Here is a 26,268-nt window from a genome sequence, read left to right on the forward strand (position 1 = left end):
GAGCCCGGCTCCACGACCGGGGCGAAGAACGGCGGCAGCATGCCGACCGCGTCGGTGGCCCGCCTCACGGCCGGCCCGGCCGGCCCGGCCGGCCGGCGCCGGGGGGTGTCGCCCCGCAGTGCCGTGCTGAACGACGCCGACCCCGACCGACCGGTCCACCCCGGACGTCGACACCTCGATACGGCAGGAGGCAGGAGGCCAGGGCGAACCCGCCCGACGCCGTAGCCGCCCTCGCCACCGTCGGCCCGGCCGGGACCGGCGGGATCCGGCCGAACCGGGGCACCCCGCTCCGGAGGACCTGGACTCCTGACGGCATGGTGGACACCTCGCCGGGACGAGGCCAGGACGTCCGGCGCCGGCGTCCGGGTCGCCGGGGCGGTGCGCGGCGACCTCCCCGAGGCCACGGACATCGGCATCGACATCGGCATCGGCTCGACCGAGTACCGCACCTCCGGCCGGGGCCGGACGACATCGCGCCCACCCCGCCGCCCGCTCCCCACCAACCGGAGAGGACCCCGCGTCGCCATGCGGCTCTACCTGCTCGCCCTCAACCCCACCGACTCGGTGACCCTGGGATTCCTCCCGGCCGCCGCCCGGCTGGGGCTCCCCGTCACCGTGCTCACGGACCGGGCCGAACCCCACCGGCTCGCCTACGAAGACCTGGAGTGCGCCACCGAGGTGCTGGAGTGCGAGGTCCGGGACTTCCGCGAGGTGGTGGGGCTGATCTCCCGGCACCGGTCGTCCGACCCGTCCGACCCGGCCGACGCCTCCGGCGGCCCGGACGCGGCGTTCGCGGTCTTCAGCAACAGCGACCACCTGCAGACCCAGACCGCCCTGGTCGCCGAGTACTTCGGGCTGCCGGCCAAGGACTGGAAGGCCACGCTCCGGGCCAAGAACAAGGGCGAGCTGCGGCGCCACCTCGCCGCCGCCGGACTGGACACCGTTCGTTCGGTCGAACTCGCCCCCGGCCAGGACCCGTCCGGCCTGGGTGAGTTGGATCTGCCCTTCCCCGTGGTCGTCAAGCCGCGCGAGGGGGTCGCCAGCGAGGACGTCTCACTGGTCGCCGACGGCGACGAGCTGGTGCGGCGCTGCGAGGAGGTCCGGCGCCGCCGGACGGACGCGGCCCTGGTCGTCGAAGAGTTCCTGGACGGGCAGCTGTGCACGCTGGAGACGCTCGGCGACGGACGGCGACGGCACGTCCTCGGCGGGTTCCGGACGAGGATCTCCCCTCCCCCGCACTTCGTCGAGGAGATGCTGGAGTTCGTGCCCGCGCACCCGCCGGCCGTGGTCGCCCAGGTACTCGCCCAGCTCGACGCCCTCGGTGTCGGCCTCGGCGCCTGCCACACCGAGTTCGTCGTCCAGCCGGACGGCCGCGCCCGTATCATCGAGGTCAACTACCGTGCCATCGGGGACCACTGCGATCTCATGCTGGCCGAGCTCCTCGGTATCCCCCTGTTCGAACACATCCTCGCCGTCCACCTCGGCCGTGAACTCCCCGCCGACCTCGGTGAGCAGTGCGCCGCCACCGCCCTGCGCGGCCGCAACGAACCGGTCTGCGCCGACCGCGCCGGCACCCTCACCGCCGCGCCCGGACCGTCCGACGAGCGGCGGGACGGCGTCCGGCTCGCCTACCGACCGCTGCGCGCGGTCGGCGAGCGGCACGAGCACTACCGCACCAACCGGGACTACCTGGGCGTGATCTGGGCGATCGGCCCCGACCGGGCCGCCGTCGACACCGCCGTGGCCCGCTTCGTGGCCGCCAACCGCTGGGAGATCACCCCGTGAGCGAGCTCCCCCCGCACGAGGCCGCCGCAGCCGGACGCCACCCGCACGCCCACGGCGGGCCCGGGCACCGTTCGACCGGGCACTGTGCGGCCGACCGCCCCGGGCCTGTCCGTCCCGCGGACGCCGACCTGCCGGTCGCCGACCGGCTCGCCCTCCGGGTGCTCTCCGCGCTGCTGCGCGAGGACGTGCTCGGGCTCCGCACCCACGGCGAGGTGGAGCACCGCGCGGACGGCCCGTGGCTGGTGGCCTCCCGGCCCGCCGAGCCTCAAGCCCAACAGGCCCCACAAGACCCACAAGCCCCACAAGCCCCACAGGTGCCTCCGGCCGTCCTGGCCGTGCCGGTCACCGCCGAGGGCTTCCAGAGCGAGTACGCGGCCAGGCTGCCCCTGCTCTCCCTCGACGGCCGCCCGATCGACGGGCTGGCGGACATCCTGGCCGCGCTCTCCGACCTCGCCGGCGCCGAGGACCGGCCCGGCTGGGCCGCCTTCGCCGAGGAGTGCCGGCAGACCCTCGCCACGATGGAGCTGCACGAACGGGTCCGGGACGACGTCCACACCGCCCTCACCGACCTGTACGGCGCCGACCCGGCCCACTGGACCGGGCCCGCCGCCGCGCTCGGCCACGACACCCTCGCCGCCTACCTCGACCACCCCGTCTACCCGACCGCACGCGGTCGCGCCGGCCTCGGCGACGCCCAGCTGCGCGCCCACGCACCGGAGTTCCACGCGGCCTTCGAGCTGCGCTGGCTCGCCCTGCCGGCCGGCACGCTCGTCCGGCACGGCGACCGACCCCTGCCCAGCTGGTGGCCCACCCCGAGCTGGCTCGGGCTCGACCTGCCCGGCGGCGACCGGGCCTGGGAGACCCTCCCGGTCCACCCGCTCACCGTCGGCGCCTCCCTGGACGAGGCCCTGCGCGCCACCGGTCTGGCGGACCGTGCCGTCCTCGCGGACCGGCCGTACCTGACCGTCGTGCCCACGCTCTCGATGCGGACCGTCGCCGTCGCCGACGACCCCGCCCACCACCTCAAGCTCCCGCTCGCCACCGCCACGCTCGGCCGGCTCAACCGCCGGACCATCAAGCCCGGCACGCTGCTCGACGGCGCCGCCGGCCAGCGGCTGTTCGAGGCCGTGCTGGCGGCCGAACCCCGGTTCGCCGACCGGATCCTGCACACGGACGAACAGACCTGGGCGCACGCCGGCCACGAACTGCTCGCCGTGCTGCTCCGCCGCTACCCGGCCGGGCTGGACCGGTCGGTGACCGTCCCGCTCGCCGCCCTGCTCGCGCCCGCTCCGGGCGCCCCGGCCGGCAAACCGTCCGGCAACCCCTCCGGCGCCCCGTCCGGTCCGCGCGGCGGACGCCTCGTCGTCGACCACCTCGCGGACCGCTTCTTCGGCGGCGACCCCGTCGCCCTCTACGACGCGCTGCTGGAGCTGCTGCTCGACTGGCAGACCACCCTCTTCGGGTACGGCATCGCCCTCGAATCCCACCAGCAGAACATCTCCCTCGTCCTCGACGAGGACGGCGGTCTGCGCCTGCTCTTCAAGGACGACGACGGCCCGCGGGTCCACACCGGCCGGCTCACCGCCCGGTTCGCCGCCGCCGGCGAACCCGGATCCGCAGCCGCGGAGTTCGACGACGCGAGGATCCGGGCCACCGACGACGGGCCGCTCACCGACCTCTTCACCACCATCACCGCCCACCTCTGCACGGGCTCCCTCGCCTTCGGGCTCGCCGCCCACGGTCGCGCCGAACTCGGCTCACTGCTGGCCCTGTTGCGCCGACGGCTGACCGACGCCATCGACCGGATCGGCCCCGCGGGCCGACCGCTGCGCGCCGCCCTGCTGGACGCCGAGCGGCTTCCGGTCAAGGCGATGGTCACCGCGGGCACCCTGCTCAGCAAGCAGCGGTCGGGCGCCGCCGACATCAACAAGCACTACACCACCGGCCCCAACTACCTTCTTCCGCAGAGCTTCCCGCCCCCACGGGACAGCGGCAGATGACGGCCCGCCGCCCCGGCGCCCCGGCCGCGACGCAGGCCGGTCGGAGGGGCCGGACACCCGGGCGGACGGCCGCCGCCCTCGATCCCGCTGCCCGGGGTGACGCCGTGGCCGCCGCCGCACCAGCCCTCCCCTTCCGCCAGCGTTGGAGTCGCCCATGACCGACGAAATGCCCACCGCCGACCACGCGGTGGCCCACACCCTGCTCAACTGCCTGCTGCGCGAGGTCTCCGCGCCGGAACACCAGACCGCCGTCGCCGGCGGCCGTCTGCTGGTCCGCCTGCCCCGGCGCGGCACGTTACTGCGCGTGGCTCTGCGCCGCACCTCCCTGCTCGGAGCACACCGGTTCACCGGTCCGGTCGAGGAGGAACACGCCGACGGCTGGCGCGCGTTGGACTGGCTCGACCTCGCCGGGTGCGTCCAGGGCGAGCTGGAGCTGCGGACCGGCACGGTCAACGACGAGTTCCTCGACCAGCTGACCTCCAGCCACCGGGCGGTCACCGCCGGCCTGTCCGACCGACCCGCCCCCGGACCGGACCGCTACCTGGAGTCCGAGCAGGCCCTGCTCTTCGGGCACCGCTTCCACCCGGCCCCCAAGTCCCGCTCCGCGGAGAGCGGTGACTGGCGGGCCTACGCGCCGGAGGCCCGGGCGGTGTTCCGGCTGCGCCACCTCGCCGTCCGGGAGGAACTGCTCGCCGGGTCGTCCACCGACCCGGCCGCCACCGCCCTGCTGGACGGGCTCGGCGACGCCCCGGAGGGCTACCGGCTGCTCCCCGCCCACCCCTGGCAGCACCGACTCGTCGGCGACCACCCGCTGCTGTCGGGCGCACTGCGGCGCGGCGACGTCCTCGACCTCGGCCCCGGCGGCGCACCGTTCGCCGCCACCGCCTCGGTCCGCACCCTCTACGGTGCGGACGCGTTCCTCAAGTTCAGCCTCAACGTCCGGATCACCAACTGCCTGCGCAAGAACGCCGCCTACGAGCTGGCCGGAGCCGTCGCCCTGACCCGGCTGCTGGCCCCGGCCCTGGCCGACCTCGCCGCCCGCTTCCCGGACGCGGTGATCCTCCGCGAACCCGCGTTCCGCACGCTCGCCCTGCCCGGCGCCGACGGCCGGCCCGACCCGTCGCTGTACGAGGGGTTCGGCCTGATCGTCCGCGACGGGTTCGGCGGACTGCTGCGCCCCGGCGTCACCCCGCTGCTGGCCGCCGCCGTGGCCGACGAGTACCCCACCAGTTCGGCGCACGTCTCCCGGCTGCTCGGGGGCTCCGCGGACGCCGGCCGGGCGCTGGACTGGTGGACGGCCTACCTGCGGCTGCTCGTCCCCCCGGTGCTCGCCGCCTACTTCGACCACGGCGTGGTCCTGGAACCTCACCTGCAGAACGTCCTGATCGGCGTGGACCCGGCCGGGCGGCCCGTCCAGGTGCTCTTCCGCGACCTGGAGGGCACCAAGCTCGTGCCCGACCACCACGCGGCGCCGCTCGCCGCCCTGCCGCCCGAGGTGGCCGGCCCGATGGCGTACGACGCCTCGCGGGGCTGGGACCGGGTGGTCTACTGCCTGCTGGTCAACCACGTCGCCGAGCTGCTCGCCGCGCTCGCCGATCTGCACCCGGAGGCGGAGGGAGCGCTCTGGGACGCCGTCCGCCGCGTCCTGGAGGAGTACGCCGCCGTCCACGGGCGGCCGCCCCGGCTGCGCGCGCTGCTGGCCGGCGTGCCGCTGCCCGCCAAGGCCAACCTGCTGACCCGCTGGGAACGCAGGCGCGACCGCGAGGCCGGGTACGTCCGGCTGCCCTCGCCGCTGGCCCGCTCCGTCCTCGCGGAGGCGGCCCGCGTCCCGAACCCCGCCCAGGCCTCGCCCGTCCCCGCCGGAAGGACCCGATGACCGCCACCGAGCGCGTCCGCCGCCACGTCGCCGATCTGGCCGCCGACCGACTTCCCTGCTACGTCTACGACCTGGCGGAGCTGCGGTCGCACGCCGCCGGAGTCCGGGCCGCACTGCCCGAACGGGTCGAGCTGTACTACGCGGCCAAGGCCAATCCGGACGCTCCGGTGCTGGCCGCGCTGCGGGCCACGGTGGACGGCTACGAGGTCTCCAGCGCAGGCGAGTTGGCGCATGTCCGGGCCTCGGTGCCGGACGCCCCGCTGGCGTTCGGCGGGCCTGGCAAGACGCCCGACGAGATCGCCGCTGCCGTCGACGCGGGCGTGCACCGCTGGCACGTCGAGAGCGAGCAGGAGCTGCGGCGGCTCGCCGTCGTGCTAGGCGACCGGCCGGACGCCTCGGTGGACGTGCTGCTGCGGGTGAACCTGCCGGTCGGCGCGGGCTCGCTGGGCTCGGCGGCGCTGGCGATGGGCGGCCGCCCGACACCGTTCGGGCTGGACCCGGACCGCGCCGAAGCCTGTGTCCGCCTCCTCACCGACCCGCTCGGCCCGCTCGGTCCGGTCCGCCGCCGCCTGCGGCTGCGCGGCGTGCACGCCCATCTGGCGAGCGGGCTCGCGGCCGCCGAACAGCTGGCCCTGGCCGGGCGGATCGTCGGCTGGTCGGCACGGCTCGCGGAGCGGCACGCGTTCCCCCTGGACGAGGTCAACGTGGGCGGCGGCATGACCGTCGACTACGCCGACCCGGCCGCCCGCTTCGACTGGACGGCGTTCGGCGAGGGCCTCGGCAAGCTGCTCGACCGGCACCCCGGGTTGACGCTGCGGATCGAGCCCGGCCGGGCGCTCACCGCGTACTGCGGCTGGTACGCGACCGAGGTGCTGGACGTGAAGCGGAGCCACGGCGAGGACTTCGCACTCGTCCGGGGCGGCACCCATCACCTGCGCACCCCCGCCACCCGGGGTCACGACCAGCCGTTCACCGTCCTGCCGGTCGACGCCTGGCCGCACGCCTGGCCACGCCCCGCCGTCACGGGCGGGCGCGCCACGCTGGCCGGTCAGCTCTGCACCCCGAAGGACGTCCTCGCGCACGCCGCCCCGGCCGCGGCCCGGCTCCGGACGGGCGACCGGGTGCTGTTCGACATGGCCGGGGCGTACGCCTGGAACATCTCCCACCACGAGTTCCTGATGCACCCGCGCCCCGGGTTCCACCATCTGGGGTGACGCGCACCGGCAGCCGGGCGGTGGGTGACGGCCGCCGGGTGACGGGCGACCGCTCGGGCCGGCGACTTCCAGGTGACAGACTGCGGAATCCGTCACCCGGAAGTCGTCCGCGCCCTCCCACGGGGGGACGGCGCAGGCCGTCACCGTACTGACGTGCGAAAGTGGTAGCCGGTGAAGGGAGCGGGTACGTGCTGATGGACAAGGTGGCGGAGATCCTCGTCGAGGCGTCGGCCGAGGTGGTGGAGCCCCGGTTCCGGGCGCTGGCCGCCGGAGAAGTGATGGAGAAGGCCCCCGGCGAGGTGGTGACCGTCGCCGACCGCGAGGCGGAGGTGATCATCGCCCGGCGGTTGCGCGAACTGCTGCCCCTCCCCGTGGTCGGCGAGGAGGCCGTCGCCGCCGACCCCGCCCTCGCCCTCGCCCTGCACTCCGAGCCAGCGGCCTGGCTCGTCGACCCGGTCGACGGCACCTCGAACTTCATCGCCGGCCGCCCCGAGTACGCCGTGATGGTCTCCCTGGTCCGCGACGGCCGGACCGTCGCCGCCTGGATCTGGCAGCCCGCCACCGCCACCTCCTACACCGCCGAACTCGGCGCGGGCGCCTGGCGCGACGGCCACCGCCTCACCCGTGCCCCGGCCGCCGCCGACCCCGCCAAGTGGCGCGGTTCGGTGAAGAGCCGCTTCCTGGACCCGGACCGCCGCCGCACGGTCGAGGCCAACACCATCGCCTTCGGCGAGATCACCGCCGGGCGCCACGCCGCCGGCATCGAGTACCCCGACATCGCCGACGGCGCGCTGGACTTCATCCTCTACTGGCGGACCCTGCCCTGGGACCACGCGCCCGGGTCCCTGCTGGTCAGCGAGGCCGGCGGGGTCTCCGCCCGCCTCGACGGCTCCCCCTACCGTCCCGAGGCCCCGGGCTGCGAGGACGGCCTCCTCGTCGCGGCCGACCCCGCCACCTGGGAGCGCACCCGGGACATCCTCCTCACCCGGTAGGACCGGGGGGCGGGCACCGCGGAGCCCGCCCCGGGCCTCCGCGGTCAGCCGCGCCACACCTCCCGGCCCGCCGAGACGACCTCACGCAGCAGACCGGCCACCTCCTCCGGGGTGGTGTGCGGGTTGAGCAGCGTCAACTTCAGCCGGACCCGGCCGGGCCCCTCGCCGGGCAGCTCGGTCCGCCCGACGACGGCCCGGCCCTCCCGCAGCAGCACCCGGCGCAGCTCGGCGTTGGCCTCGTCGACCGCCGCCGGTTCGCCGTCGGCGCCCGGCGGGCGGTAGCGGAACAGCAGGGCCGTGAGGACCGGTTCGGCGTGCAGCTCCAGCTCGGGTTCGGCCCGGACGGTGTCCGCGGCGGCCCGCGCGAGGTCGTGACAGGCGTCGACCAGGCGACCGAGGCCGGCCCGGCCGAGGGTGTGCAGGGTGACGGCGATCTTGAAGGCGTCGGCGCGCCGGGTGGTGCGCAGCGACTGACCCAGCAGGCTCGGGTAGCCGGCCCGTTCGTCGTCGGCCGGGTTGAGGTACTCGGCCCGGCGGGCGAGCGAGACGTACGACTCGGCGCGGCGGACCAGGAAGACACCGGCGGCGGCGGGCTGCCAGCCGAGCTTGTGCCAGTCCAGCGAGACGGAGTCCGCGCGGGCGATGCCGTCGAGGAGCGGGGCGAGCCGGTCGGAGAGCAGGGCGCCGCCGCCGTACGCGGCGTCGACGTGCAGCCAGGCCCCGTAGCGGGTTGCCAGGTCGGCGAGCGCGGGCAGCGGGTCGACGGCGCCGGTGTCGGTGGTGCCCGCGGTGGCGACGACGGCGATCGGGGTGTGCCCGGCCCAGCTCGCCCCGGCCAGGGCGTCCGCCAGCGCGGCCGGGTCCATCCGCAGGTCGCGGTCGACCGCGACGGGGACCACGGCCCGTTCGCCGAGCCCGAGCAGGGCGGCGGCACGCTGGACGGAGAAGTGCGCGGCCCGGGAGGCGAAGATCCGGGGAGTGGCGCCGGGCGGCAGGCCGTCCAGTTCGACGATGCCGTCGAGTCCCTGGTCGCGGGCGAGCATCAGGCCCATCAGGTTGGACTCGGTGCCGCCGGAGGTGAGGACGCCGGAGGCGTGCGCCGGGTCGTAGCCGACGAGGGCGGCGAGTTCGGCGAGCAGCGCGGTCTCCAGCGCGGTCGCGGCGGGGGCCTGGTCCCACGAGTCCTGGGAGGGGTTGAGCGCGCTGACGGCGAGGTCGGCGGCGACGGCCACGGCGAGCGGCGGGCAGTGCAGGTGCGCGGCGCAGTACGGGTCCGCGGGGTCGGCGGCGCCGTGGGCGAGCAGGTCGGTGAGCCGGGCGAGCGCGTCGGGACCGGGCGCCGCGGCCATCGCGGCGGTGACCCTGGCGGCGGTGTCGGCGGGGCGGCCGGCGGGCAGCGGCCCGCCCCGCCGGGTGGCTCCGGTCTCCAGCGCGTCCAGGACGGCGGCCAGCAGCGGGCCGAGCGCGGCCGGGCCGCCGACGCCGCCGGACAGGGCGTCGGCCGCCGGGCCCGGGGCGACGGGTCCGCCGCCGGCCCCGGGCCCGCCCTCCGCTCCGGCCGCGTTCACGCGGACCCCGCCACGCGCGGTCCCGCACCGGTGCCTGCCGCCGAAGCGGCGGAAGCCGCCGCGACGGCGTCCGCGAGCCGGTCCAGCACGGCCGCCACCTGCTCGTCGGTGATGGTGAGCGGCGGCAACAGGCGCAGCACGGCGTCGTGCCGCCCGCCGAGTTCGACGATCAGCCCGCGCGCCAGGCACGCCTCGCGGACCCGGACCGCCAGCTCGGGCGCGGCCGGGCGGGCCCCGCAGGCGTCCGGTTCGGCGGTGGGGTCGACCAGCTCGACGCCGATCATCAGCCCGCGTCCGCGGACGTCGCCGATCACCGGCAGCTCCCCGGCGAGCGCGCGCAGCCTTTCGACCATCCGCGCGCCGACCACCGCGGCCCGCTCCGCCAGGCCGTGGGCGGAGACGAACCGCAGGGTGGCCGCGCCGGCGGCCATGGCCAGGGTGTTGCCGCGGAAGGTCCCGGTGTGCGCACCGGGGCGCCAGCCGTCGTACTCCTCGCGGTAGACGACGACGGCCAGCGGCAGGCTGCCGCCGATCGCCTTGGAGAGCACCATCGCGTCGGGGACGATCCCGCTGTGCTCGACAGCCCACATCGCCCCGGTACGGCCGACGCCGGTCTGGACCTCGTCGACGATCAGCGGGATGCCGCGTTCGGCGGTGATCCTGCGCATCGCCCGCAACCAGCCGTCGGGGGCGGGGACGACACCGCCCTCGCCCTGCACGGCCTCCAGGACCATGGCGGCGGGCCGGACGACCCCGCCGGAGGGGTCGTCGAGCAGTCGCTCGACGTAGGTGGCCGACAGCTCGGCGCCGGCCTCGCCGCCGACCCCGAACGGGCAGCGGTAGCCGTACGGGTAGGGCAGGCGCGCGACCTCACCACCGCTGGGCAGCGGCTCCTTGACGGCGACGTTGCCGGTGAGCGCGAGCGCGCCGGCGGTCATGCCGTGGTAGGCGCCGGTGAAGGCGAGGGCGCCGGAGCGGCCGGTGGCCGTCTGCATCAGTTTGAGCGCGGCCTCGACGGCGTCGGTTCCGGCCGGCCCGCAGAAGTGCACCCGGGCGCCGTCGGCGAACCCGGGCGGGAGGCTCTCGAAGAGGGCGGTGGTGAAGTCGTCCTTCTCCGCGGTGGCGAGGTCGAGCAGGTGCAGGGGCGCGCCGCTGTCCAGGGTGCGGCGGATCGCCTCCAGCACCACGGGGTGGTTGTGGCCGAGCGCGAGGGTGCCGGCGCCGGAGAGGCAGTCCAGGTAGCGGCGGCCGTCCGCACCTTCGACGGTCATGCCGTTGGCGCGCACCGGGACGATCGGGAACGACCGGGCGTAGGTGCGGGCGGCGGACTCGCGGACGCGCTGACGGCGCAGGACGGCCGTGGCGGCCGGTGCGGCAGGAGCGGTGGGTACGGGGACGGTGGGGACGGTCGGACCGGTGGCGGGCTCGGCGGCGAGCGTCAAGGCGAACTCCCAGGAAGTTAGGTAAGCCTAACTTTAGAACGGAGGCCGATCCGACCTCACCCTGGGGCCGTCAGAACCACCCGAACCGGTGACGGACCCCCCTCGGCCGGTGACCGCCCGAGACCTCAACGACCAAGGCCGCCAAGAGGTTACGGGGACCCCCCGACGAAGTGCGGGCCCGACGGGCGAGGTCCGCCCCCGGCCGGCAGCCCCCCGGGCCGCACGGTCGCGAGTGCGCGATCGACGCGGCAGTCGCCCCGACCGCGACGGCACGGTCCGGCCGCTCCGCGACGAGCGGGTCATGCCGATCCCGGCCCGATCCCCTCCCCGCCTCCGCCCCCGCCCCCGCCGGTCCAGCGGTAGCAGAGCTCCGGGCGGCCGACGGTGCCGTACCGGGGTTCGCGGGCGGCGAGCCCGGAGTCGACGAGGTGCTCCAGGTAACGGCGGGCGGTGATGCGGGAGACCCCGGCCGCGACACCGGCGGCGGCGGCGGACAGACCGGTGCGGGCCTCGCGCAGGACGGCGGCGACGGTGTCCAGCGTCGGGGCGCTCAACCCCTTGGGCAGCGCGGTGCGTTCGGGGGTGCGGAGCAGCGCGAGGGCCTGGTCGACCTCGTCCTGACCGGTGGCCTCGCCGGCCCGGGCGAGGGTGTCGCGGTAGCGGGCGTAGCGTTCCAGGCGGTCGTGCAGCGCGGCGGCGCCGAACGGCTTCAGCAGGTACTGGACGACCCCGGCGGAGACCGCCTGGCGGACCATCGCGAGGTCGCGGGCCGAGGTGACGGCGATGACGTCGGTGGTGTGCCCGGCCGCGCGCAGGGTGCCGCAGAGCTGGAGCCCGTGCCCGTCCGGCAGGTAGAGGTCGAGCAGGGTCAGGTCCACGGGCCTCCCCGCGGCGCGGGCGCGCTCCAGGAAGCGCAGCGCGTCGGCGCAGCCGTGGACGGTGCCGACCGCCCGGAACCCGGGTTCGCGCCCGACGTACAGGGCGTGGGCGGCGGCGGCCACCGGATCGTCCTCGACCACCAGGACCGTGATCTCGGGCCGTCGGACGGGCCCGCCGGAGGGCCCGTTCGACGGCCTGCCCGACGACCTGTTCGACGACCCGGCCGGTGGCGTCCGCGGGGCCGGGTTCACGGCGCCACCGCCGCGCGCGGCCGGGGCGGCCCGGGCTGCCGGACCAGCGGGAGCCGGACGGTGAGCACCGCGCCCCGGTCCCGGCCGACCTCGACGGTGCCGCCGTTGCGCCGGGCGGCCTGGGCCACCAGTGCGAGGCCGAGTCCGTGCCCGCGGACGTCCTGCTTGGTGCTCCAGCCGCGCCGGAACACGTCGTCCACGGCGGCCGGGTCAATGCCGGCGCCGGTGTCGGCGACCCGGAGCAGGAGGTGGCCGTCGTCGATCCGCGCGGTCACGGTGACCTCGGGCTGGACGGGGCTCTCGGCGGCGCCGGCGATCGCCGCGTCGACGGCGTTGTCGACCAGGTTGCCGAGGACGGTGATCAGGTCGCGGGCGGACAGCCCCGGCGGCAGTACCCCGTCGTCGATCGAGCTGTCCGCGGTGAGCGTCAACTCCACGCCCCGTTCGGCGGCCTGGGCGGCCTTGCCGAGCAGCAGGGCGGCCAGCACCGGCTCGCCGACGGCGGCGACCACGCGGTCGGTGAGCCGCTGGGCGAGGGCGAGTTCGGCGGTGGCGAACTCCACCGCCTCGCGGTGGCGGCCCAGTTCGATCAGCGAGACGACGGCGTGCAACCGGTTCGCGGCCTCGTGCGCCTGCGCGCCGAGCGCCTCGGTGAACCCGCGCACCGAATCCAACTCGCCGCTCAGCGCCTGCAGTTCGGTGTGGTCCCGGAGGGTGAGGACGCGGCCGAGACCGGTACCGATGGTGGAGGTGTTGAGCACCACCACCCGCTCCGCGGTCAGGTGGACCTCGTCGCGCACCGGAACGTCCCCCAGCACCGCGGCGACGAGCGCCTCCGGCAGGCCGAGTTCCCCGATCGGCCGGCCGTCCAGGCTCCCGGTCAGGCCGAGGAGTTCGCGGGCCGCGTCGTTGCAGAGCACCACCCGGTGGCGGCGGTCGAGCAGCACGAGCCCTTCGCGCACCGCACGCAGGGTGGCCTGGTGGTACTCGTAGAGGTGGCTGAGCTCGGCCGGACCCATCCCGTGAGTATGCCGCCGCAGACGGGAGTTGGCGAGGTAGGTGCCGATCCCGCCGACCGCCAGCGCGGCCCCGGCGACCCCGACCAGGGCGAGCAGCGGGCCGCGCAGCCGGGCCGAGATGGACTGCACGGTGATGCCCGCACTCACCAGCGCGACCACCCGGCCCCGGTCGTCCAGCACCGGCGTGACCACCCGCACCGACGGGCCGAGCGTGCCGGTGTAGGTCTCGCTGCGGGTCTCCCCGGCGAGCGCCCAGTCGATGTGGCCGAGGAAGGTCCGGCCGATCTGCTCGGGGAGGGGGTGGGTCCAGCGGACGCCCGCGGTGTCCATCACGGTGACGAAGGAGACCCCGGTGTCGACGCGGACCCGCTCGGCGTACGGCTGGAGGACGGCGGTCGGATCGGGCCCGGAGACGGCGGCCAGGACGGCCGGCGAGTCGGCGACCGCACGGGCGACGGCGGTGACCTGGCGGCGGGCCGCGTCCTCGGTGCGGTCGGCGGTGAACAGGTAGGCGAGCACGGCTCCGCCGGCCACCACGGCGGCGACGATGACGACCTGGACGACGAAGAGCTGTCCGGCCAGGCTGCGCACCGGCCGGCGCGGCGAGGGGAGGGTGCGCGCGGACATGCCTGTCAGTGTGCACCACGGTCCGCGGGGGCCGGCCCGCACCCGGGCGCCGCCCCGGACCGGCGCCACGGCCCTCCCGGGCCTCCCGGCCCTCCGCCCGCAGCCCCCGGACCTCGACCGCCGCCCCGTGAACTCTATGAACGCAAACGTGACCCGCGTCACGCCCCGACCCCATAGTCGGAGCGGCCCACCACCCGGGGCCGCCAGGAGCGCAGGGCACAGCTGGGCGAAGGAGCCGCAGATGTCGATCACCGGAGCAGGGCCGCAGGCCGGGGCCGTCAGACGGAAGGACCGCACCCACGTCCTGTACCTCGCCGTGATCGTGGCGGTGGTCGCGGGTGTCGTGGTCGGACTGACCGCGCCCGGCTTCGCGGTGGAGCTGAAGCCGATCGGGACCGGCTTCGTCAACCTGATCAAGATGATGATCAGCCCGGTCATCTTCTGCACCATCGTGCTGGGCATCGGCTCGGTCACCAAGGCCGCGAAGGTCGGCAAGGTCGGCGGACTCGCGCTCGGCTACTTCCTCACCATGTCGACCGTCGCACTCGCCATCGGCCTGCTGGTGGGCAACCTCCTGGAGCCCGGCGGCGGCCTCCACCTCACCACCGCGCTCGCCAAGTCCGGCCACGCCCAGGCCGCCGCCGGGGGCGCCCAGTCCACCGCCGACTTCCTGCTCGGGATGATCCCGACCACCATGCTCTCCGCCCTGACCGAGGGCAAGGTGCTCCAGACCCTGCTGGTCGCCCTGCTGGCCGGCTTCGCGCTGCAGGCGATGGGCCCGGCCGGAGCGCCGGTGCTGCGCGGCGTCGAGCACGTGCAGCGGCTGGTCTTCCGGGTCATGTCGATGATCATGTGGGTGGCCCCGATCGGCGCCTTCGGGGCGATGACGGCGGTGGTCGGCGCGACCGGCACGGCCGCACTGAAGAGCCTCGCCGTCATCATGATCGGCTTCTACGCGACCTGCGCCCTGTTCGTGGTCGTGGTGCTCGGCACGCTGCTGCGGCTGGTCGCGGGCGTCAACATCTTCACCCTGCTGCGCTACCTCGGCCGCGAGTTCCTCCTCATCCTCTCCACCTCCTCCTCGGAGAGCGCGCTGCCCCGGTTGATCGCCAAGATGGAGCACCTGGGCGTCAGCCGTCCGGTGGTCGGCATCACCGTCCCGACCGGCTACAGCTTCAACCTGGACGGCACCGCGATCTACCTCACGATGGCGTCGATCTTCATCTCCGAGGCGCTGGACAAGCCGATGTCGGTGGGTGAGCAGCTGTCCCTGCTCGTCTTCATGGTGATCGCCAGCAAGGGCGCGGCCGGGGTCACCGGCGCCGGGCTGGCCACGCTCGCCGGCGGGCTGCAGTCGCACAAGCCGGCGCTGGTGGACGGGGTCGGGCTGATCGTCGGCATCGACCGGTTCATGTCCGAGGCCCGGGCGCTCACCAACTTCGCGGGCAACGCCGTGGCCACCGTCCTGGTCGGGCAGTGGACCGGCGAGTTCGACCGCGAGCGGGCGCGGCAGGTCCTGACCGGCGCGGTGCCGTTCGACGAGCGGACCCTGGTCGACACCCACGCGGGCCCCGCCGACGCCGCGGCCCCGGGCGCGACGGCCCCCGGCGCGGTTCCCGCTCCGGTCGGCCCGCCCGAGCCCGCCCCGACCGCCCACGGCACCCCGAGCGCGGCGGCCGTCTGACCCCCGGTCCCGCCCTCCCGACGAGACTCCCCCGGCCCGGCGCCCCGCCCAACCCCCCGGAACGGCGCCGGGCCGGGGGTCCCCCCTTGCCCGGCCCACGACCGGGCCGCGGCGCCCCCGCCGGAACCCGGACGGACCGACCACGTCGGCCGACCCGTCCACGGACGCGCTCTCAGATCTCCTCGGACCCGCTGACCGCCCAGCTCAGGCCGGTCGCCGGGTCCTCCAGCGCGAGGTGCAGGTGCCGCAGCCGGTCCGCCGGGTCGTCCCAGGTGAAGCAGCGCATCCGCGCGACCAGGGCGTTGACCTCCCCCCGGTCCGGGCGGTCCGCGCCGGTCATCGCGGTCAGCACCCGCCAGAGCGCCAGCCGCCCGTGGGCCGCACCGCGCGTCCGGTCCGCGACGCCCGCCTGGACCAGCGCCGGGCAGGCGAGCGCGAACGGCAGGTACCCGCCGGTCACCAGCCGCCCGGGCGCCAGCTGGGCGGCGGCGCACTGCGCGGTGCCCCGGACGCAGACCGCCACCGCCCAGCCCGCCAGCTCGGCCAGCGCCCGGGTGGCCGCCTGCCCGGGCAGGCGCGTCCCCGGCCCGGGGAGCTCCACCGGGCCGAGGCCCTCCCGGCTGGCGGGCAGGGTCAGCAGCGCACTGCGCGAACCGCCGCCCGGCAGGTACTCCCGGACGCGCACCCCCTCGCCCCAGCCCGCGGACTCCCAGGGCTCCAGGAGCAGCGGGACGCCCTCCAGGTCCGGTTCGGCGCCGTAGGAGAGGTCCTCGCCGAGCAGCACCCGGGTCTGCGCGACCAGCCGCCGCACCTCCGCCGGGCCGAGCAGCGGGGCCAGCCGCCGCCAGGAGTGCCGGGTCGCCAGCACCTCCCAGAGCGGCCCGGCGTCGTGGTCGTCCGCACCGGCGGCGGTTCCGGGGCCGCCGTCCGCGTCGAACAGCCGGGCGGCCACCTCGGGCGGCGCCGCGTAGGCGATCAGGTGGCCGAGGGGCGCGGTCGCGACGGCGGCCCGGGTCCGGGCGGCGCCGTCGAGCACGCGTCCGCCGCCACCGGGGGCGCCGGAGCCGCCGGGCCCGTCACAGCTCCCGCAGCTCTCGCAGCCGCCGCGGTCGTCGTAGCCGTCGTAGCCGTCATGACCGCCGTAGCCGGCACGGCCGTCGAGCGCGATGGCGGCGGACCGGGCCTGCCGGTAGGCACCCAGCAGTTCGGTCCAGCGGCCGTCGTCGGCCAGGGAACGGAGCCGGTGCTCCTCGTACGTGATCACGATTTTCAGCGTACGGGCCGATGCGCCGGACGAGCTGACTTACCGTCAGTTCGGTGCGTCGGAGCCGGCGGAGGCCGGACCGCCCGCCCCGTCCCGCGGTGCCGGCAGCCGCCCCGGGGGTGGCGCGCCCGACCCCGGACCGCTCTCCCGTTCGAGGACGGCACGGAGCCGGGCGAGAGCCCGCCGCCGGGTGACGGCCAGGGTGGAGCGGTGCACGCCGAGCAAGCGGGCGGCCTCCTCCAGGCTGTACCCGTCGAGGTCGATCAGGAGCACCGCCCGCGCCTGCTTTACCGTCAGACAGCCCAACAGCCGGACCACCTCCCAGTGCGCCTGGAGCTCCCCCACGCCACCGCCCGACGCGTCGGCCCGTCCGGCCCGGCCCGGCCCGCCGTACGCGTCCTCGGCCGCCTCCGACAGCACCGTGCGGCGACGGTCGCGGCGCCACTCGTCGCGGAGGATGTTGACCATCGTCGTGAACGCATAGGCGTACGGCTGCGGATGGCGGAGGAATCGGTCGGGGCGGCGCGCTATTCGCAGATAGGCGTCGTGGACGACATCACCCGCGCCGAACGGGTTTCCGGTCAGCTGAACGGCCGCCCGATGGAGCCTCGGCAGCAATTCCGTGAACACCCGATTGAAATCGGCCCGGTCGGCATCGGAACCGGCGTCCGGATCCGGTTCACCTCGACAGTCTGACGAGAACTCCATGCCGCTCCCCTCGGAAATCGGCACCCGAAAGACCAGGTGGCACGCACCGGCCACCCGGACTGTGACGCAGGTCACATCATAGTTCGTCACCCCACTGTGCGCAGTCATTCGTGTGCAATACGTCACCGTCCGGACGGCGCAAGGGAATTGGTTTTCCTCGCCGCCCGGCCGGGGCCACATCACATGAGCGAGGAGACAAACGCCATGACCGGTTGTATCGCCCGGAACATCGCCAGGCTCGGGATGGTGGCCGCCGCCGCCCTCGGCGTGCTCGGCACCACCACCCTCCCGGCCACCGCCGGGCCGACCGCCCACGCGCCGGCCGCCGAGCAGGCCCGCGCCGCCGACCAGACCATCACGGCCGGATCGGGCGTCGCGTCGCCCGCCGCGATCACCGCCTCCTACCACTGCGTCATCACCGCCGACTACGGCTGGCGCTGGGAGGGCAACTGCCGGATCTACTCCGGCGAGCTGCGCACCATCACGTACTGCGCCAACGGCACGTCCAGCACCGGCCTCTGGATCGGCGCCCGGACCGAGCCGTGGGCGGTCTGGGGCAACTGCCCGGGCTCCAGCTGGACCCGGATCGCGTTCCAGTCGCGCGGCTGACCTGACCGCGCCCACCACGACGGGGGTGGGGGGGCGGCGGGGGCCCGCCCCCCCCCCCCCCGCCCCCCCCCCCCCGCCCCGCCCCCCCCGCCGGGGGGGGGGGGGGCGGGGGGGCCCCCCCACCCCTCCCGCCTGCCCGCAGCCCCCGGACGGCCCCGGGCGGACCCCGGCGGACCCGGCGGACACCGGGCGGGCGAACAGCAGCCAGGCCAGTCGGCCGGCCGGCACGACCGAGACATCGAACGCCGCGCAGCCGGGGTTCTCGGAGCGGCCGGACCCGCCGCAGGTGAGGTCCGGCCGGTCGGCCGACTGTGCGCACGGCGTCCGGGCAGGAGCCGCTCCGGCCTTTCGAGCCACGCGCGCGCCAAGGGTCTTCGCTCCCTCGGCGACCGGGCTTGAGGCTTCCGACAGCGGACCCGCCACCTTCGACCGCCCTCGCCTGTGCGATGAGACAGGCGACTATCCACTCGCAATTGCGGCACTATAATCACCGAAATCGCCGCACCTGCGGTGAGGACCCCGCGCCCCTTCCGGCGCGCCCAGGAGGGGAAGCAAGGGACATGAACACCCGCAGACTCGCCGTCGCCGCCGCCGCGGCCCTCGTCCTCGGCCTCGGAGCCACCGCGTGCAGCAGCGACGCCGGCAACGGTGGTGGCGCCGGGAGCCCGGGCACCACCGGCACCGCGACCACCGCGGGCGGCGCCGGCGCCGGGGCTCCGAAGGCCACCGGCTCCGTCACCGTCTTCGCCGCCGCCTCGCTCAAGGAGAGCTTCACCGAGCTCGGCAAGAAGTTCGAGGCCGCCAACCCGGGCGCCAAGGTCACCTTCAACTTCGCCGGCAGCTCCGCCCTCGCCGCCAGCATCAACTCCGGCGCCCCGGCCGACGTCTTCGCCGCCGCCAGCCCGGCGACCATGAAGACCGTCACCGACGCGGGGGGCGCCACCGGCGCGCCGAAGACCTTCGTGAGGAACACCCTCGCCATCGCCGTCCCCAAGGGCAACCCCCGGCACGTCGCGGGCCTGGCCGACCTCACCGCCCCCGGGGTGAAGGTCGCGCTCTGCGCGAAGGAGGTGCCCTGCGGCGCCGCCGCCCTGACGGCGCTCAAGGCCGCCGGCGTCGCCCTCACCCCGGTCACCCTGGAGCAGGACGTCAAGGGCGCGCTGACCAAGGTCGAACTCGGCGAGGTCGACGCGTCGCTGGTGTACCGCACCGATGTGAAGGCCGATGCTGCGAAGATCGACGGCGTGGACTTCCCCGAGGCCGCCCAGGCCGTGAACGACTACCCGATCGCCGCCCTGGCCAAGGCCCCGAACAAGGACGGCGCCGCCGCCTTCGTCGCCTACGTCCAGTCGCCCGAGGCTCAGCAGGTGCTCACCGCGGCGGGCTTCCAGGCGCCGTGATCCGCCGTACCGCCGGCCCGTCCACCGGGGACGGCGCCCGACCGACCACCGCGGGCGCGCCGGTCCGGGGCCCCCGCACGCCCCGGACCCGCCCGTGGCGGCGGGCGCACCGCGTGCCGCTCACGCTGCTGCTCCCGGCGCTGCTCGGCCTGGCGTTCCTGGTCCTCCCGCTGGTCGGGCTGCTGGTCCGGGCGCCCTGGAGTTCGCTGTCCGACCAGCTCACCAGCCCGCAGGTGTGGGAGGCGCTGCGCCTCTCCCTGGTCTGCGCGACGGCTGCCACCGGAGTGTCGCTGGTGCTGGGGGTGCCGCTGGCCTGGCTGCTGGCCCGGACCGAACTGCCGGGCCGCCGGCTGATCCGGGCCCTGGTCACGCTGCCGCTGGTACTGCCACCGGTGGTCGGCGGCGTGGCGCTGCTCCTGGTGCTCGGGCGGCGCGGCATCGTCGGCTCGTGGCTGGACTCGGCCTTCGGCATCACCCTGCCGTTCACCACCACCGGCGTGGTGATCGCCGAGGCGTTCGTCGCGATGCCGTTCCTGGTGATCAGCGTCGAGGGCGCGCTGCGGGCCGCCGACCCGCGTTACGAGGAGGCGGCGGCCACGCTGGGCGCCTCCCGGCTGACCACCTTCCGCCGGGTGACGCTGCCGCTGATCGCGCCCGGCATCGGCGCCGGCGCGGTACTGGCCTGGGCGCGGGCGCTGGGCGAGTTCGGTGCGACGATCACCTTCGCGGGCAACTTCCCGGGCCGGACCCAGACCATGCCGCTCGCCGTCTACCTGGCGATGGAGTCCGACCCGGAGGCGGCGATCGCGTTGTCGCTGGTGCTGCTGGTGGTGTCGGTGGCCGTGCTGGCCGGTCTGCGCGAGCGCTGGATGTCCACGCCGTGAGCCCGGCCACCGCCCGGCGGCCCGCCCCGGGCCTCGCACCGGCCCCCGCCCCGGCCCCCGCCCCGGGCCTCGTCCCGCGCCTTCTGCCGCGCGTGGCCCGGCGTCCCTCGCCCCGTCCCTCCCCGGAACGCGCCCCGGGTACCGCCCCGGGCCATACCCCTGGACCGCCCCGCCGATGACACCCGCCACCGACCCCGCCGGCCCCGCCGCCCCGCCGCCCGGCCGGGACCCCGGCCCGGCTCCCGCTGCCGCCGGCCTCGACGCCCGCCTGCGGGTGGACCGCGCCTCCTTCACCCTGGACCTCGCCCTCTCCGCCGCCCCCGGCGAGGTGGTGGCCCTGCTCGGGCCGAACGGCGCGGGCAAGTCCACCGCCCTGCGCGCACTGGCCGGGCTGCTCCCGCTCACCGACGGCCGTCTGAGCCTGGACGGCCGGGTCCTGGAGGACCCGGCCCGGCGGCTGCACACCCCGGCCGAGGAGCGTCCGGTGGGCGTGGTCTTCCAGGACTACCTGCTGTTCCCGCACCTCAGCGCGCTCGACAACGTGGCCTTCGGCCCCCGCTGCCAGGGCCGCCCCAAGCGGGAGGCGCGCGCCGAGGCCGCCGGCTGGCTGGACCGGATGGGCCTGGCCGAGCACGCCGAGGCCCGCCCGGGGCGGCTCTCCGGCGGTCAGAAGCAGCGGGTCGCACTCGCCCGCGCGCTGGCCGTCCGCCCGAGGCTGCTGCTCCTGGACGAGCCGCTGGCCGCCCTGGACGCCCGCACCCGGCTCGACGTCCGGGCTCAACTGCGGCGCCATCTGGCCGAGTTCGAGGCAGTCGCGGTCCTGGTGACGCACGACCCGCTGGACGCGATGGTGCTGGCCGACCGGCTGGTGGTGATCGAGGACGGGCACGAGGTGCAGTCGGGCAGTCCCGCGGAGATCTCCAGGCGCCCGCGCACCGACTACATCGCCCGGCTGGTCGGCCTCAACCTGTACCAGGGCGCCGCCGAGGGCCGTCGCGTCACGCTGGCGAACGGCACGGCGCTGGCCACCACCGAGGAGCTGTCCGGACCGGCCTTCGTGGCGTTCCCGCCGTCCGCCGTCACGCTGCACCGCGAACGGCCGACGGGCAGTGCGCGCAACGTCTGGGAACTGACGGTCACCGGGCTGGACCTGCACGGCGACCAGGTCCGGGCCGATCTGGCCGGCCCCGTCCCGATGGCCGCCGACCTGACCCCGGCCGCGGCGGCGGAGCTCGACCTCGCTCCCGGGGCGACGGTGTGGGCGGCGGTCAAGGCCGCCCAGACGCACGCGTACCCGGCCTGACGCCCCGCCTCCTCCCGCCCGCCCGTCCGCCCGTCCCCCGGGTGGTGCCCGCCCGGCGGCGGCCATCGGCATCCACGCCGGACCCGCGCCGGACCCGGAAGCACCTGCGGGCGGCTGCCGGGGACTGCCGGGCGGCTACTCGGCGGGCACCACGAAGCCCGCCTCGTACGCGGCGATCACCGCCTGGGTGCGGTCGCGGGCGCCGAGCTTCGCCAGCACGCTGCTGACGTGCGTCTTCACCGTCTGCACCCCGAGGACCAGGTGCGCGGCGATCTCCCCGTTGGTCAGGCCGCGGGCCACCAGACGCAGCACCTCGGCCTCACGGTCGGTCAGGGCGGCGCGGGCCAACGTCTCGCGCGCCTCCCGGTTGCCCTGTCCGGCGGCGAGGCGGCGGATCTGGGCGGGGAAGAGCAGTGACTCCCCGGCCGCGACCAGCCGGACCGCCCGGGCGATCTCGGCCGGCCGGGTGCGCTTCAGCAGGAAGCCGTCCGCCCCGGCGCGCAGGGCCTGGTAGACGTAGTCGTCGATCTCGAACGTGGTGACGACCAGGATCTTCGGCGCGTACCCCCCGGGGGCGGCCGCGTCGCGGACCAGCTCACGGGTGGCGGTGAGTCCGTCGACCCCGGGCATCCGGACGTCCATCAGCACCACGTGCGGACGCAGCCGGCGGGCCAGGGCGAGCGCCTCGGCGCCGTCGGCCGCCTCGCCGACGACCCGCAGGTCGCCCTGCGCCTCCAGGACGGCGCGCAGTCCGGCGCGGACCAGTTCCTCGTCGTCGGCCAGCAGAATGTCGATCATCACGCGCCCAAGCGTAGGGGCACGCGAACGGCCAGCACCCACTCGCCGGACTCCACCCCGGCCGAGGCCTCCCCGCCGAGCAGCACGGCCCGTTCCCGGATGCCGCGAAGTCCCTTGCCGCCCCGTCGCGGTGACGGCCGGACCGCCGTCCCGCCGCCCGCCCGGGAGGCGTTGACGCAGCGCAGCTCCAACCGGCCGTCCCGGACGGCGATCCGGACGGTGATCGGTTCGCCGGGCGCGTACTTGAGGGCGTTGGTGACGCCCTCCTGGACGATCCGGTAGCCCTCACGGGAGAGCACGCCGGGGAGCTTCGCCGGCGCCACGTCGATCCACGCCTCCACCGGGCTGCCCGCCGCCCGCGCGGTGTCGAACAGCGTGGGCAACTGCTCGATCCCGGGCCGTTCGCGCGCGTCACCCGTGCTCCCGGCCTCGCCGGACCCGAGGGACCCGAGGGACCCGAGGGCATCACCTCCCGCCGCGGCCGTCTCCCCTGCCGTGCCCGGTCCGTCCTCCCGCGTGTCACGGAGCAGCGCGAGCGTCCGCTCCAGGTCGTCCATCGCCTGCCGCCCGGTCTCCTCGATGACTTCGAGCGCCTTGGCGACGAACGCCGGATCGCCGACCTCGCGAGCCGCCCCGGCCTGAAGGACCGTCACCGTCAGGGCGTGGCCGATGGAGTCGTGCAGCTCGCGGGCCAACAGGTTGCGGTCCAGGAGGCGTTCGGCGCGCAGCTCCGCGGCGGCCAGCCGCTCGGCCGGTGAAGGCCCCAGCAGCCGCTCCGCCATGGCGAGTTGGAGCCGACCCGCCCAGACGATCAGCCATCCGAGCCCGAACAGCAGCACCGGCGCCAGCAGCGGGTACCAGGACGGCCCCTCCAGCGCGGGGAGCCGGACGCCCTGCAGATCCGGCGTCCTGGTGGTCAGCAGGTCGACGGCGGCGATCGGCACCAGCACCGACAGGGTACCGACGGCCGTCCCGAGCGCGACCCGGCCGACCAGCCAGGCCGCCGTCCGTCGACGGTCGGCCCAGGTGCGGGCGGGCTCGGCGGCGATGTCCCGCTCCCGGTCGGGGACGAGCAGCAGCCTCGCCTGCACCCCTTCCGCCCGGCGCATCGCGGGCACCAGCGCGGCCGCCACGAGCAGTGCCGCGTCCACCGGCACGGCCCGGAGCAGGAGTTCGGCCAGGCTCGGTCCGGAGACGCCCGGATAGACCATCAGGACGACGCCGGAGAACACGCACCCGATCACCAGATGCAGCCAGCGCGCGTACGTCACGGCGCTCAGCAGGGGCGCGAGTATCCGGGGCATGGCGCCATCCTGCCAGGTCAGCGCCGCGGGTGGCCTCCCTCTCGGGAGGGAGAAGCATCCCCTCCCGGGCGGGATCCGCCACCCGGGTCCGCCGCGGTCCCATGGAGACGTCGGAGCGGCGGCCCGTCGGAAGCGGAGCCGCCGACGGTCCGCGACGAGCGGTGGAGAGGGGAAGGGCAGACGTGATCAAGGTTGAGGGCCTCACCAAGGAGTACGCCGGGGCACGCGTGGTGGACGACCTCGACTTCGAGGTCCGGCCCGGGGTGGTGACCGGGTTCCTCGGGCCCAACGGAGCGGGCAAGAGCACCACCATGCGGCTGGTTCTCGGTCTGGCCCGGCCGACCGCCGGCCGGGCCCTGGTGAACGGCCGCCCGTACGCCGAACTGGACGCTCCGCTGCGGCAGGTCGGCGCGCTGCTCGACGCCCACGCCCTGCACGGTGGCCGCACGGCGCGCGGCCACCTGCGCTGGCTGGCCGCCGGCAACGCCCTGCCGGACCGCCGGGTCGACGAGGTGCTCGCCCAGGTCGGCCTCGCCGACGCGGCCGGCCGGCGGATCCGGGGCTTCTCGCTCGGCATGCGCCAGCGCCTCGGCGTGGCCGCCGCCCTGCTCGGCGACCCGCCGGTGCTGATGCTCGACGAGCCGGTGAACGGCCTCGACCCGGAGGGCATCCGGTGGATCCGCACCCTGCTGCGGGGCCTGGCCGCCGAGGGCCGCGCGGTGCTGGTCTCCTCGCACCTGATGACCGAGATGGCGCTGACCGCCGACCACCTGGTGGTGGTCGGCCGGGGCAGGCTGCTGGCGGACTCCGCGACCTCGGAGTTCATCGACCGCCACGGCCGCACCCGGATCCGGGTGCGCGCGGTCGACCCGGCGAAGCTGGACGCCCTGCTGGGCGGCTCCGGCCTCGGCGCCCGTCTCGCCGGCGCCACCGCCGAACCGGCGGACGGCGGCGCCTGGGAGGTCAGGGGCGCGGCGCCCGAGCAGATCGCCGCCTTCGCCGCCGCCGCCGGCGTGGTGCTGTACGAGATCGCGGTTCAACAGGATTCCCTGGAGGAGGCCTTCATGCGCATGACCGCCGACAGCGTCGAGTACCGGGCGGTGGCGGCATGAGCGCCCTCGCCACCCCCACCGCGCCGCCGACCACCGCGCCGCCGACTGCCACGCCGCCGACTGCCACGCTCCGAGCCGCGCTCCGCGGCGAGTGGATCAAGCTCACCACCCTGCGCCCGCTCTGGATCACCCCGCTCGTCGCCGTCGCACTCACCGTCGGCCTCGGCGCCGCCGTCGCCGCGACGCTCGGCGAGAAGGACGCCGGCCTCGCCGACGACCCCGGGGTGGGCATCCACTACGGCCTCAACTTCGGTCAGGCCGCCCTGGTCTGCTTCGGGGTGCTGCTGGTCGGGCAGGAGTTCCACACCCGCATGATCGGCGTCTCGCTCACCGCCGTCCCGCGCCGAGGCCGCCTCTACGCCGCCAAACTCGCCCTCGGCGCGGCCGTCGGCCTCGGCGCCGGACTGCTCGGGAGCGCCGGCTCCCTCGCCGGCTACGCCGCCTTCGTGCCCGCCGGCTGGGACGGCCCCGGACTGGTCCGCAGCGCCACCGCCGGGGTGCTCTATCCGGCGCTGCTGGTCGTGTTCTGCCTCGGCCTGACCACCGTGCTGCGCAACCTCACCGCGGCGATGGGCCTGCTGGTGCCGACGGTCTTCCTGCTCAGCCCGCTGCTGTCCGGCGTGCCGGTCGTCCGTCACGCCGTGCAGTTCCTCCCGGACCGCGCGGGCCAGTACGCGCTGCTCTACGTCGACGACCCGCAGGTCGCGTACGGGCACTGGACCGGCCTGCTGATCATGGCCGGCTGGGCCGCCGCCGCCGCGTACGGCGGCCTGCGGACCCTCCGCCGGTACGAGGTCTGACCCGGGCCCGCCCCACCCTCCGCCGCCACGTGCAACCCTGGAGTTGCACGTAGCGGCGGGGGCGTGCGATCCTCGGGCAACGGATCGGGGAGGTTCACGGCATGGTCACCGGCAGCATCGAACGCGAGATCGTCATCGCCGCACCGCGCGAACGGGTCTGGGAAGTGCTCACCCAGGCGGAGTTCCTGGGCGCCTGGTTCGGCGCCGACGCACCCGCCGAGATCGACCTCAGGCCCGGCGGGCGGATGGTCCTCGACCACGGGCCGCGCGGCAGGCTGCCGGCCAGGATCGAACGGGTGGAGGGACCGGGCCGCTTCTCCTTCCGCTGGTCGCCGGGCACGGCCGGAACGGGGGCGGCTGTGGCCGCGTCCGCGGCCGGCGAGGAGGCCGGAACGGGGGCGGCGGCAGGCGGATCGACCCTGGTCGAGTTCACCCTGACCCGGGAACCGGGCAACCACACCCGGCTGCGCATGGTGGAGAGCGGGTTCACCGCGCTCGCCCCGCTCACCGCCGACACCCGGACCCGGTGCGAGCAGGACGGGACGGACTGGACGTGGAAACTGACCGAGCTGGCCTGCCACACGGAGCGGATCACCGCCCGGCGACCTCGAATGACGGAAAACAGCTGACGGACGACAGGATGTGGCACCTGTCGTCCGTCAGCTGCCGCAATTCGGCCGGTCGTCGTCTCAGGCCGACCCGCACCGCACGAGCCCGCACCGCACGGGCCGGCTCCGGTCGAGGCGGAA

22 protein-coding genes are annotated in these 26,268 nt (G+C 75.8%); 14 read left to right on the plus strand and 8 right to left on the minus strand.

The annotated features are described in order from the left end of the window. The first annotated feature begins 525 nt into the window (after window positions 1-525). The 5 genes from ABZY91_RS04390 to ABZY91_RS04410 all read left to right on the plus strand — a co-directional run bounded on the left by ABZY91_RS04390 (window position 526) and on the right by ABZY91_RS04410 (window position 7,867). Window positions 526-1,785: an ATP-grasp domain-containing protein gene (locus ABZY91_RS04390; RefSeq protein ID WP_355399774.1), complete on the plus strand. Its 1,260-nt coding sequence runs from the start codon at window positions 526-528 to the stop codon at window positions 1,783-1,785. Between the two features lie 128 nt (window positions 1,786-1,913). After that, window positions 1,914-3,785 (plus strand): IucA/IucC family protein, encoded by a 1,872-nt coding sequence (locus tag ABZY91_RS04395; protein ID WP_355399776.1) that lies wholly within the window; start codon window positions 1,914-1,916, stop codon window positions 3,783-3,785. Between the two features lie 154 nt (window positions 3,786-3,939). After that, on the plus strand, window positions 3,940-5,661 hold the full coding sequence (locus tag ABZY91_RS04400; RefSeq protein ID WP_355399644.1) for an IucA/IucC family protein: 1,722 nt from the start codon (window positions 3,940-3,942) through the stop codon (window positions 5,659-5,661). Further along, complete coding sequence (locus ABZY91_RS04405; RefSeq protein ID WP_355399646.1) at window positions 5,658-6,875, plus strand: type III PLP-dependent enzyme; 1,218 nt, start codon at window positions 5,658-5,660, stop codon at window positions 6,873-6,875. Before ABZY91_RS04400 ends, ABZY91_RS04405 begins: the two co-directional genes overlap by 4 nt. Before the next feature lie 194 nt (window positions 6,876-7,069). Further along, entirely contained in the window at window positions 7,070-7,867 is a 798-nt protein-coding gene (locus tag ABZY91_RS04410) for an inositol monophosphatase family protein (protein ID WP_355399778.1), read from the plus strand. Window positions 7,868-7,911: 44 nt separating this feature from the next. Here the strand turns inward: ABZY91_RS04410 and ABZY91_RS04415 are convergent, their stop codons facing one another. From ABZY91_RS04415 to ABZY91_RS04430, 4 genes are all read right to left on the minus strand, one after another. After that, window positions 7,912-9,360 carry an aminotransferase class I/II-fold pyridoxal phosphate-dependent enzyme gene (locus ABZY91_RS04415; protein ID WP_355399780.1) on the minus strand — a complete coding sequence of 483 codons (1,449 nt, stop codon included), beginning with the start codon at window positions 9,358-9,360 and terminating at the stop codon, window positions 7,912-7,914. 71 nt (window positions 9,361-9,431) lie between these two features. Next, on the minus strand, window positions 9,432-10,787 hold the full coding sequence (locus ABZY91_RS04420) for a diaminobutyrate--2-oxoglutarate transaminase family protein (protein WP_355399782.1): 1,356 nt from the start codon (window positions 10,785-10,787) through the stop codon (window positions 9,432-9,434). 389 nt (window positions 10,788-11,176) lie between these two features. After that, on the minus strand, window positions 11,177-11,908 hold the full coding sequence (locus ABZY91_RS04425; protein WP_355399784.1) for a response regulator: 732 nt from the start codon (window positions 11,906-11,908) through the stop codon (window positions 11,177-11,179). 95 nt (window positions 11,909-12,003) lie between these two features. Continuing rightward, a complete protein-coding gene (locus ABZY91_RS04430; protein ID WP_355399648.1) occupies window positions 12,004-13,653 on the minus strand; it encodes a sensor histidine kinase in 1,650 nt (549 codons plus the stop codon). A gap of 241 nt (window positions 13,654-13,894) precedes the next feature. Between ABZY91_RS04430 and ABZY91_RS04435 the strand changes: the two genes are divergently transcribed. Beyond that, window positions 13,895-15,337, plus strand: a complete 1,443-nt coding sequence (locus ABZY91_RS04435) for a cation:dicarboxylase symporter family transporter (RefSeq protein WP_355399649.1) — start codon at window positions 13,895-13,897, stop codon at window positions 15,335-15,337. Window positions 15,338-15,509: 172 nt separating this feature from the next. Here ABZY91_RS04435 and ABZY91_RS04440 read toward each other — a convergent pair whose 3' ends face one another. Further along, window positions 15,510-16,601, minus strand: coding sequence for a hypothetical protein (locus ABZY91_RS04440; protein ID WP_355399651.1), 1,092 nt, complete (start codon window positions 16,599-16,601; stop codon window positions 15,510-15,512). Window positions 16,602-16,646: 45 nt separating this feature from the next. Then, window positions 16,647-17,219 carry an RNA polymerase sigma factor gene (locus tag ABZY91_RS04445; RefSeq protein WP_355399786.1) on the minus strand — a complete coding sequence of 191 codons (573 nt, stop codon included), beginning with the start codon at window positions 17,217-17,219 and terminating at the stop codon, window positions 16,647-16,649. Between ABZY91_RS04445 and ABZY91_RS04450 the strand changes: the two genes are divergently transcribed. From ABZY91_RS04450 to ABZY91_RS04470, 5 genes are all read left to right on the plus strand, one after another. Then, a complete protein-coding gene (locus tag ABZY91_RS04450) occupies window positions 17,148-17,297 on the plus strand; it encodes a hypothetical protein (protein WP_355399792.1) in 150 nt (49 codons plus the stop codon). The two genes, ABZY91_RS04445 and ABZY91_RS04450, sit on opposite strands and share 72 nt — an antisense overlap. A 216-nt stretch (window positions 17,298-17,513) precedes the next feature. Next, window positions 17,514-17,918: a hypothetical protein gene (locus tag ABZY91_RS04455; RefSeq protein WP_329880598.1), complete on the plus strand. Its 405-nt coding sequence runs from the start codon at window positions 17,514-17,516 to the stop codon at window positions 17,916-17,918. A 560-nt stretch (window positions 17,919-18,478) separates the two neighbouring features. Next, window positions 18,479-19,318 (plus strand): molybdate ABC transporter substrate-binding protein, encoded by an 840-nt coding sequence (gene modA / locus ABZY91_RS04460; protein WP_355399653.1) that lies wholly within the window; start codon window positions 18,479-18,481, stop codon window positions 19,316-19,318. Beyond that, window positions 19,315-20,202: an ABC transporter permease gene (locus ABZY91_RS04465; RefSeq protein ID WP_355399655.1), complete on the plus strand. Its 888-nt coding sequence runs from the start codon at window positions 19,315-19,317 to the stop codon at window positions 20,200-20,202. Before modA ends, ABZY91_RS04465 begins: the two co-directional genes overlap by 4 nt. A gap of 175 nt (window positions 20,203-20,377) precedes the next feature. Then, a complete protein-coding gene (locus ABZY91_RS04470) occupies window positions 20,378-21,505 on the plus strand; it encodes an ABC transporter ATP-binding protein (protein ID WP_355399657.1) in 1,128 nt (375 codons plus the stop codon). 135 nt (window positions 21,506-21,640) lie between these two features. On the opposite strand, the gene ABZY91_RS04475 is transcribed toward ABZY91_RS04470, so the two are convergent. Next, window positions 21,641-22,306, minus strand: coding sequence for a response regulator transcription factor (locus tag ABZY91_RS04475; protein WP_355399659.1), 666 nt, complete (start codon window positions 22,304-22,306; stop codon window positions 21,641-21,643). Beyond that, window positions 22,303-23,607, minus strand: coding sequence for a histidine kinase (locus ABZY91_RS04480; protein WP_355399661.1), 1,305 nt, complete (start codon window positions 23,605-23,607; stop codon window positions 22,303-22,305). Before ABZY91_RS04480 ends, ABZY91_RS04475 begins: the two co-directional genes overlap by 4 nt. A 182-nt stretch (window positions 23,608-23,789) precedes the next feature. On the opposite strand from ABZY91_RS04480, the gene ABZY91_RS04485 reads away from it, so the two are divergent. From ABZY91_RS04485 to ABZY91_RS04495, 3 genes are all read left to right on the plus strand, one after another. Beyond that, window positions 23,790-24,719 (plus strand): ATP-binding cassette domain-containing protein, encoded by a 930-nt coding sequence (locus ABZY91_RS04485; RefSeq protein ID WP_355399663.1) that lies wholly within the window; start codon window positions 23,790-23,792, stop codon window positions 24,717-24,719. Then, window positions 24,716-25,519: an ABC transporter permease gene (locus tag ABZY91_RS04490; RefSeq protein ID WP_355399665.1), complete on the plus strand. Its 804-nt coding sequence runs from the start codon at window positions 24,716-24,718 to the stop codon at window positions 25,517-25,519. The genes ABZY91_RS04485 and ABZY91_RS04490 overlap by 4 nt, the downstream gene beginning before the upstream one ends. Window positions 25,520-25,620: 101 nt before the next feature. Further along, window positions 25,621-26,148 (plus strand): SRPBCC domain-containing protein, encoded by a 528-nt coding sequence (locus ABZY91_RS04495; RefSeq protein ID WP_355399667.1) that lies wholly within the window; start codon window positions 25,621-25,623, stop codon window positions 26,146-26,148. The last annotated feature ends 120 nt before the right edge of the window (window positions 26,149-26,268 follow it).

Source organism: Kitasatospora sp. NPDC002965 (assembly GCF_040611255.1).
Classification (GTDB): Bacteria; Actinomycetota; Actinomycetes; order Streptomycetales; family Streptomycetaceae; genus Kitasatospora.

Excerpts from the sequence above, each read along its gene's own strand:
- ABZY91_RS04400 (WP_355399644.1), top strand. The coding sequence starts at position 3,940 with ATGACCGACGAAATGCCCACCGCCGACCACGCGGTGGCCCACACCCTG.
- ABZY91_RS04455 (WP_329880598.1), top strand. The coding sequence starts at position 17,514 with ATGACCGGTTGTATCGCCCGGAACATCGCCAGGCTCGGGATGGTGGCC.
- ABZY91_RS04405 (WP_355399646.1), top strand. The coding sequence starts at position 5,658 with ATGACCGCCACCGAGCGCGTCCGCCGCCACGTCGCCGATCTGGCCGCC.
- ABZY91_RS04435 (WP_355399649.1), top strand. The coding sequence starts at position 13,895 with ATGTCGATCACCGGAGCAGGGCCGCAGGCCGGGGCCGTCAGACGGAAG.
- ABZY91_RS04480 (WP_355399661.1), bottom strand. The coding sequence starts at position 23,607 with ATGCCCCGGATACTCGCGCCCCTGCTGAGCGCCGTGACGTACGCGCGC.
- modA (WP_355399653.1), top strand. The coding sequence starts at position 18,479 with ATGAACACCCGCAGACTCGCCGTCGCCGCCGCCGCGGCCCTCGTCCTC.
- ABZY91_RS04430 (WP_355399648.1), bottom strand. The coding sequence starts at position 13,653 with ATGTCCGCGCGCACCCTCCCCTCGCCGCGCCGGCCGGTGCGCAGCCTG.
- ABZY91_RS04495 (WP_355399667.1), top strand. The coding sequence starts at position 25,621 with ATGGTCACCGGCAGCATCGAACGCGAGATCGTCATCGCCGCACCGCGC.
- ABZY91_RS04490 (WP_355399665.1), top strand. The coding sequence starts at position 24,716 with ATGAGCGCCCTCGCCACCCCCACCGCGCCGCCGACCACCGCGCCGCCG.
- ABZY91_RS04390 (WP_355399774.1), top strand. The coding sequence starts at position 526 with ATGCGGCTCTACCTGCTCGCCCTCAACCCCACCGACTCGGTGACCCTG.
- ABZY91_RS04410 (WP_355399778.1), top strand. The coding sequence starts at position 7,070 with ATGGACAAGGTGGCGGAGATCCTCGTCGAGGCGTCGGCCGAGGTGGTG.
- ABZY91_RS04470 (WP_355399657.1), top strand. The coding sequence starts at position 20,378 with ATGACACCCGCCACCGACCCCGCCGGCCCCGCCGCCCCGCCGCCCGGC.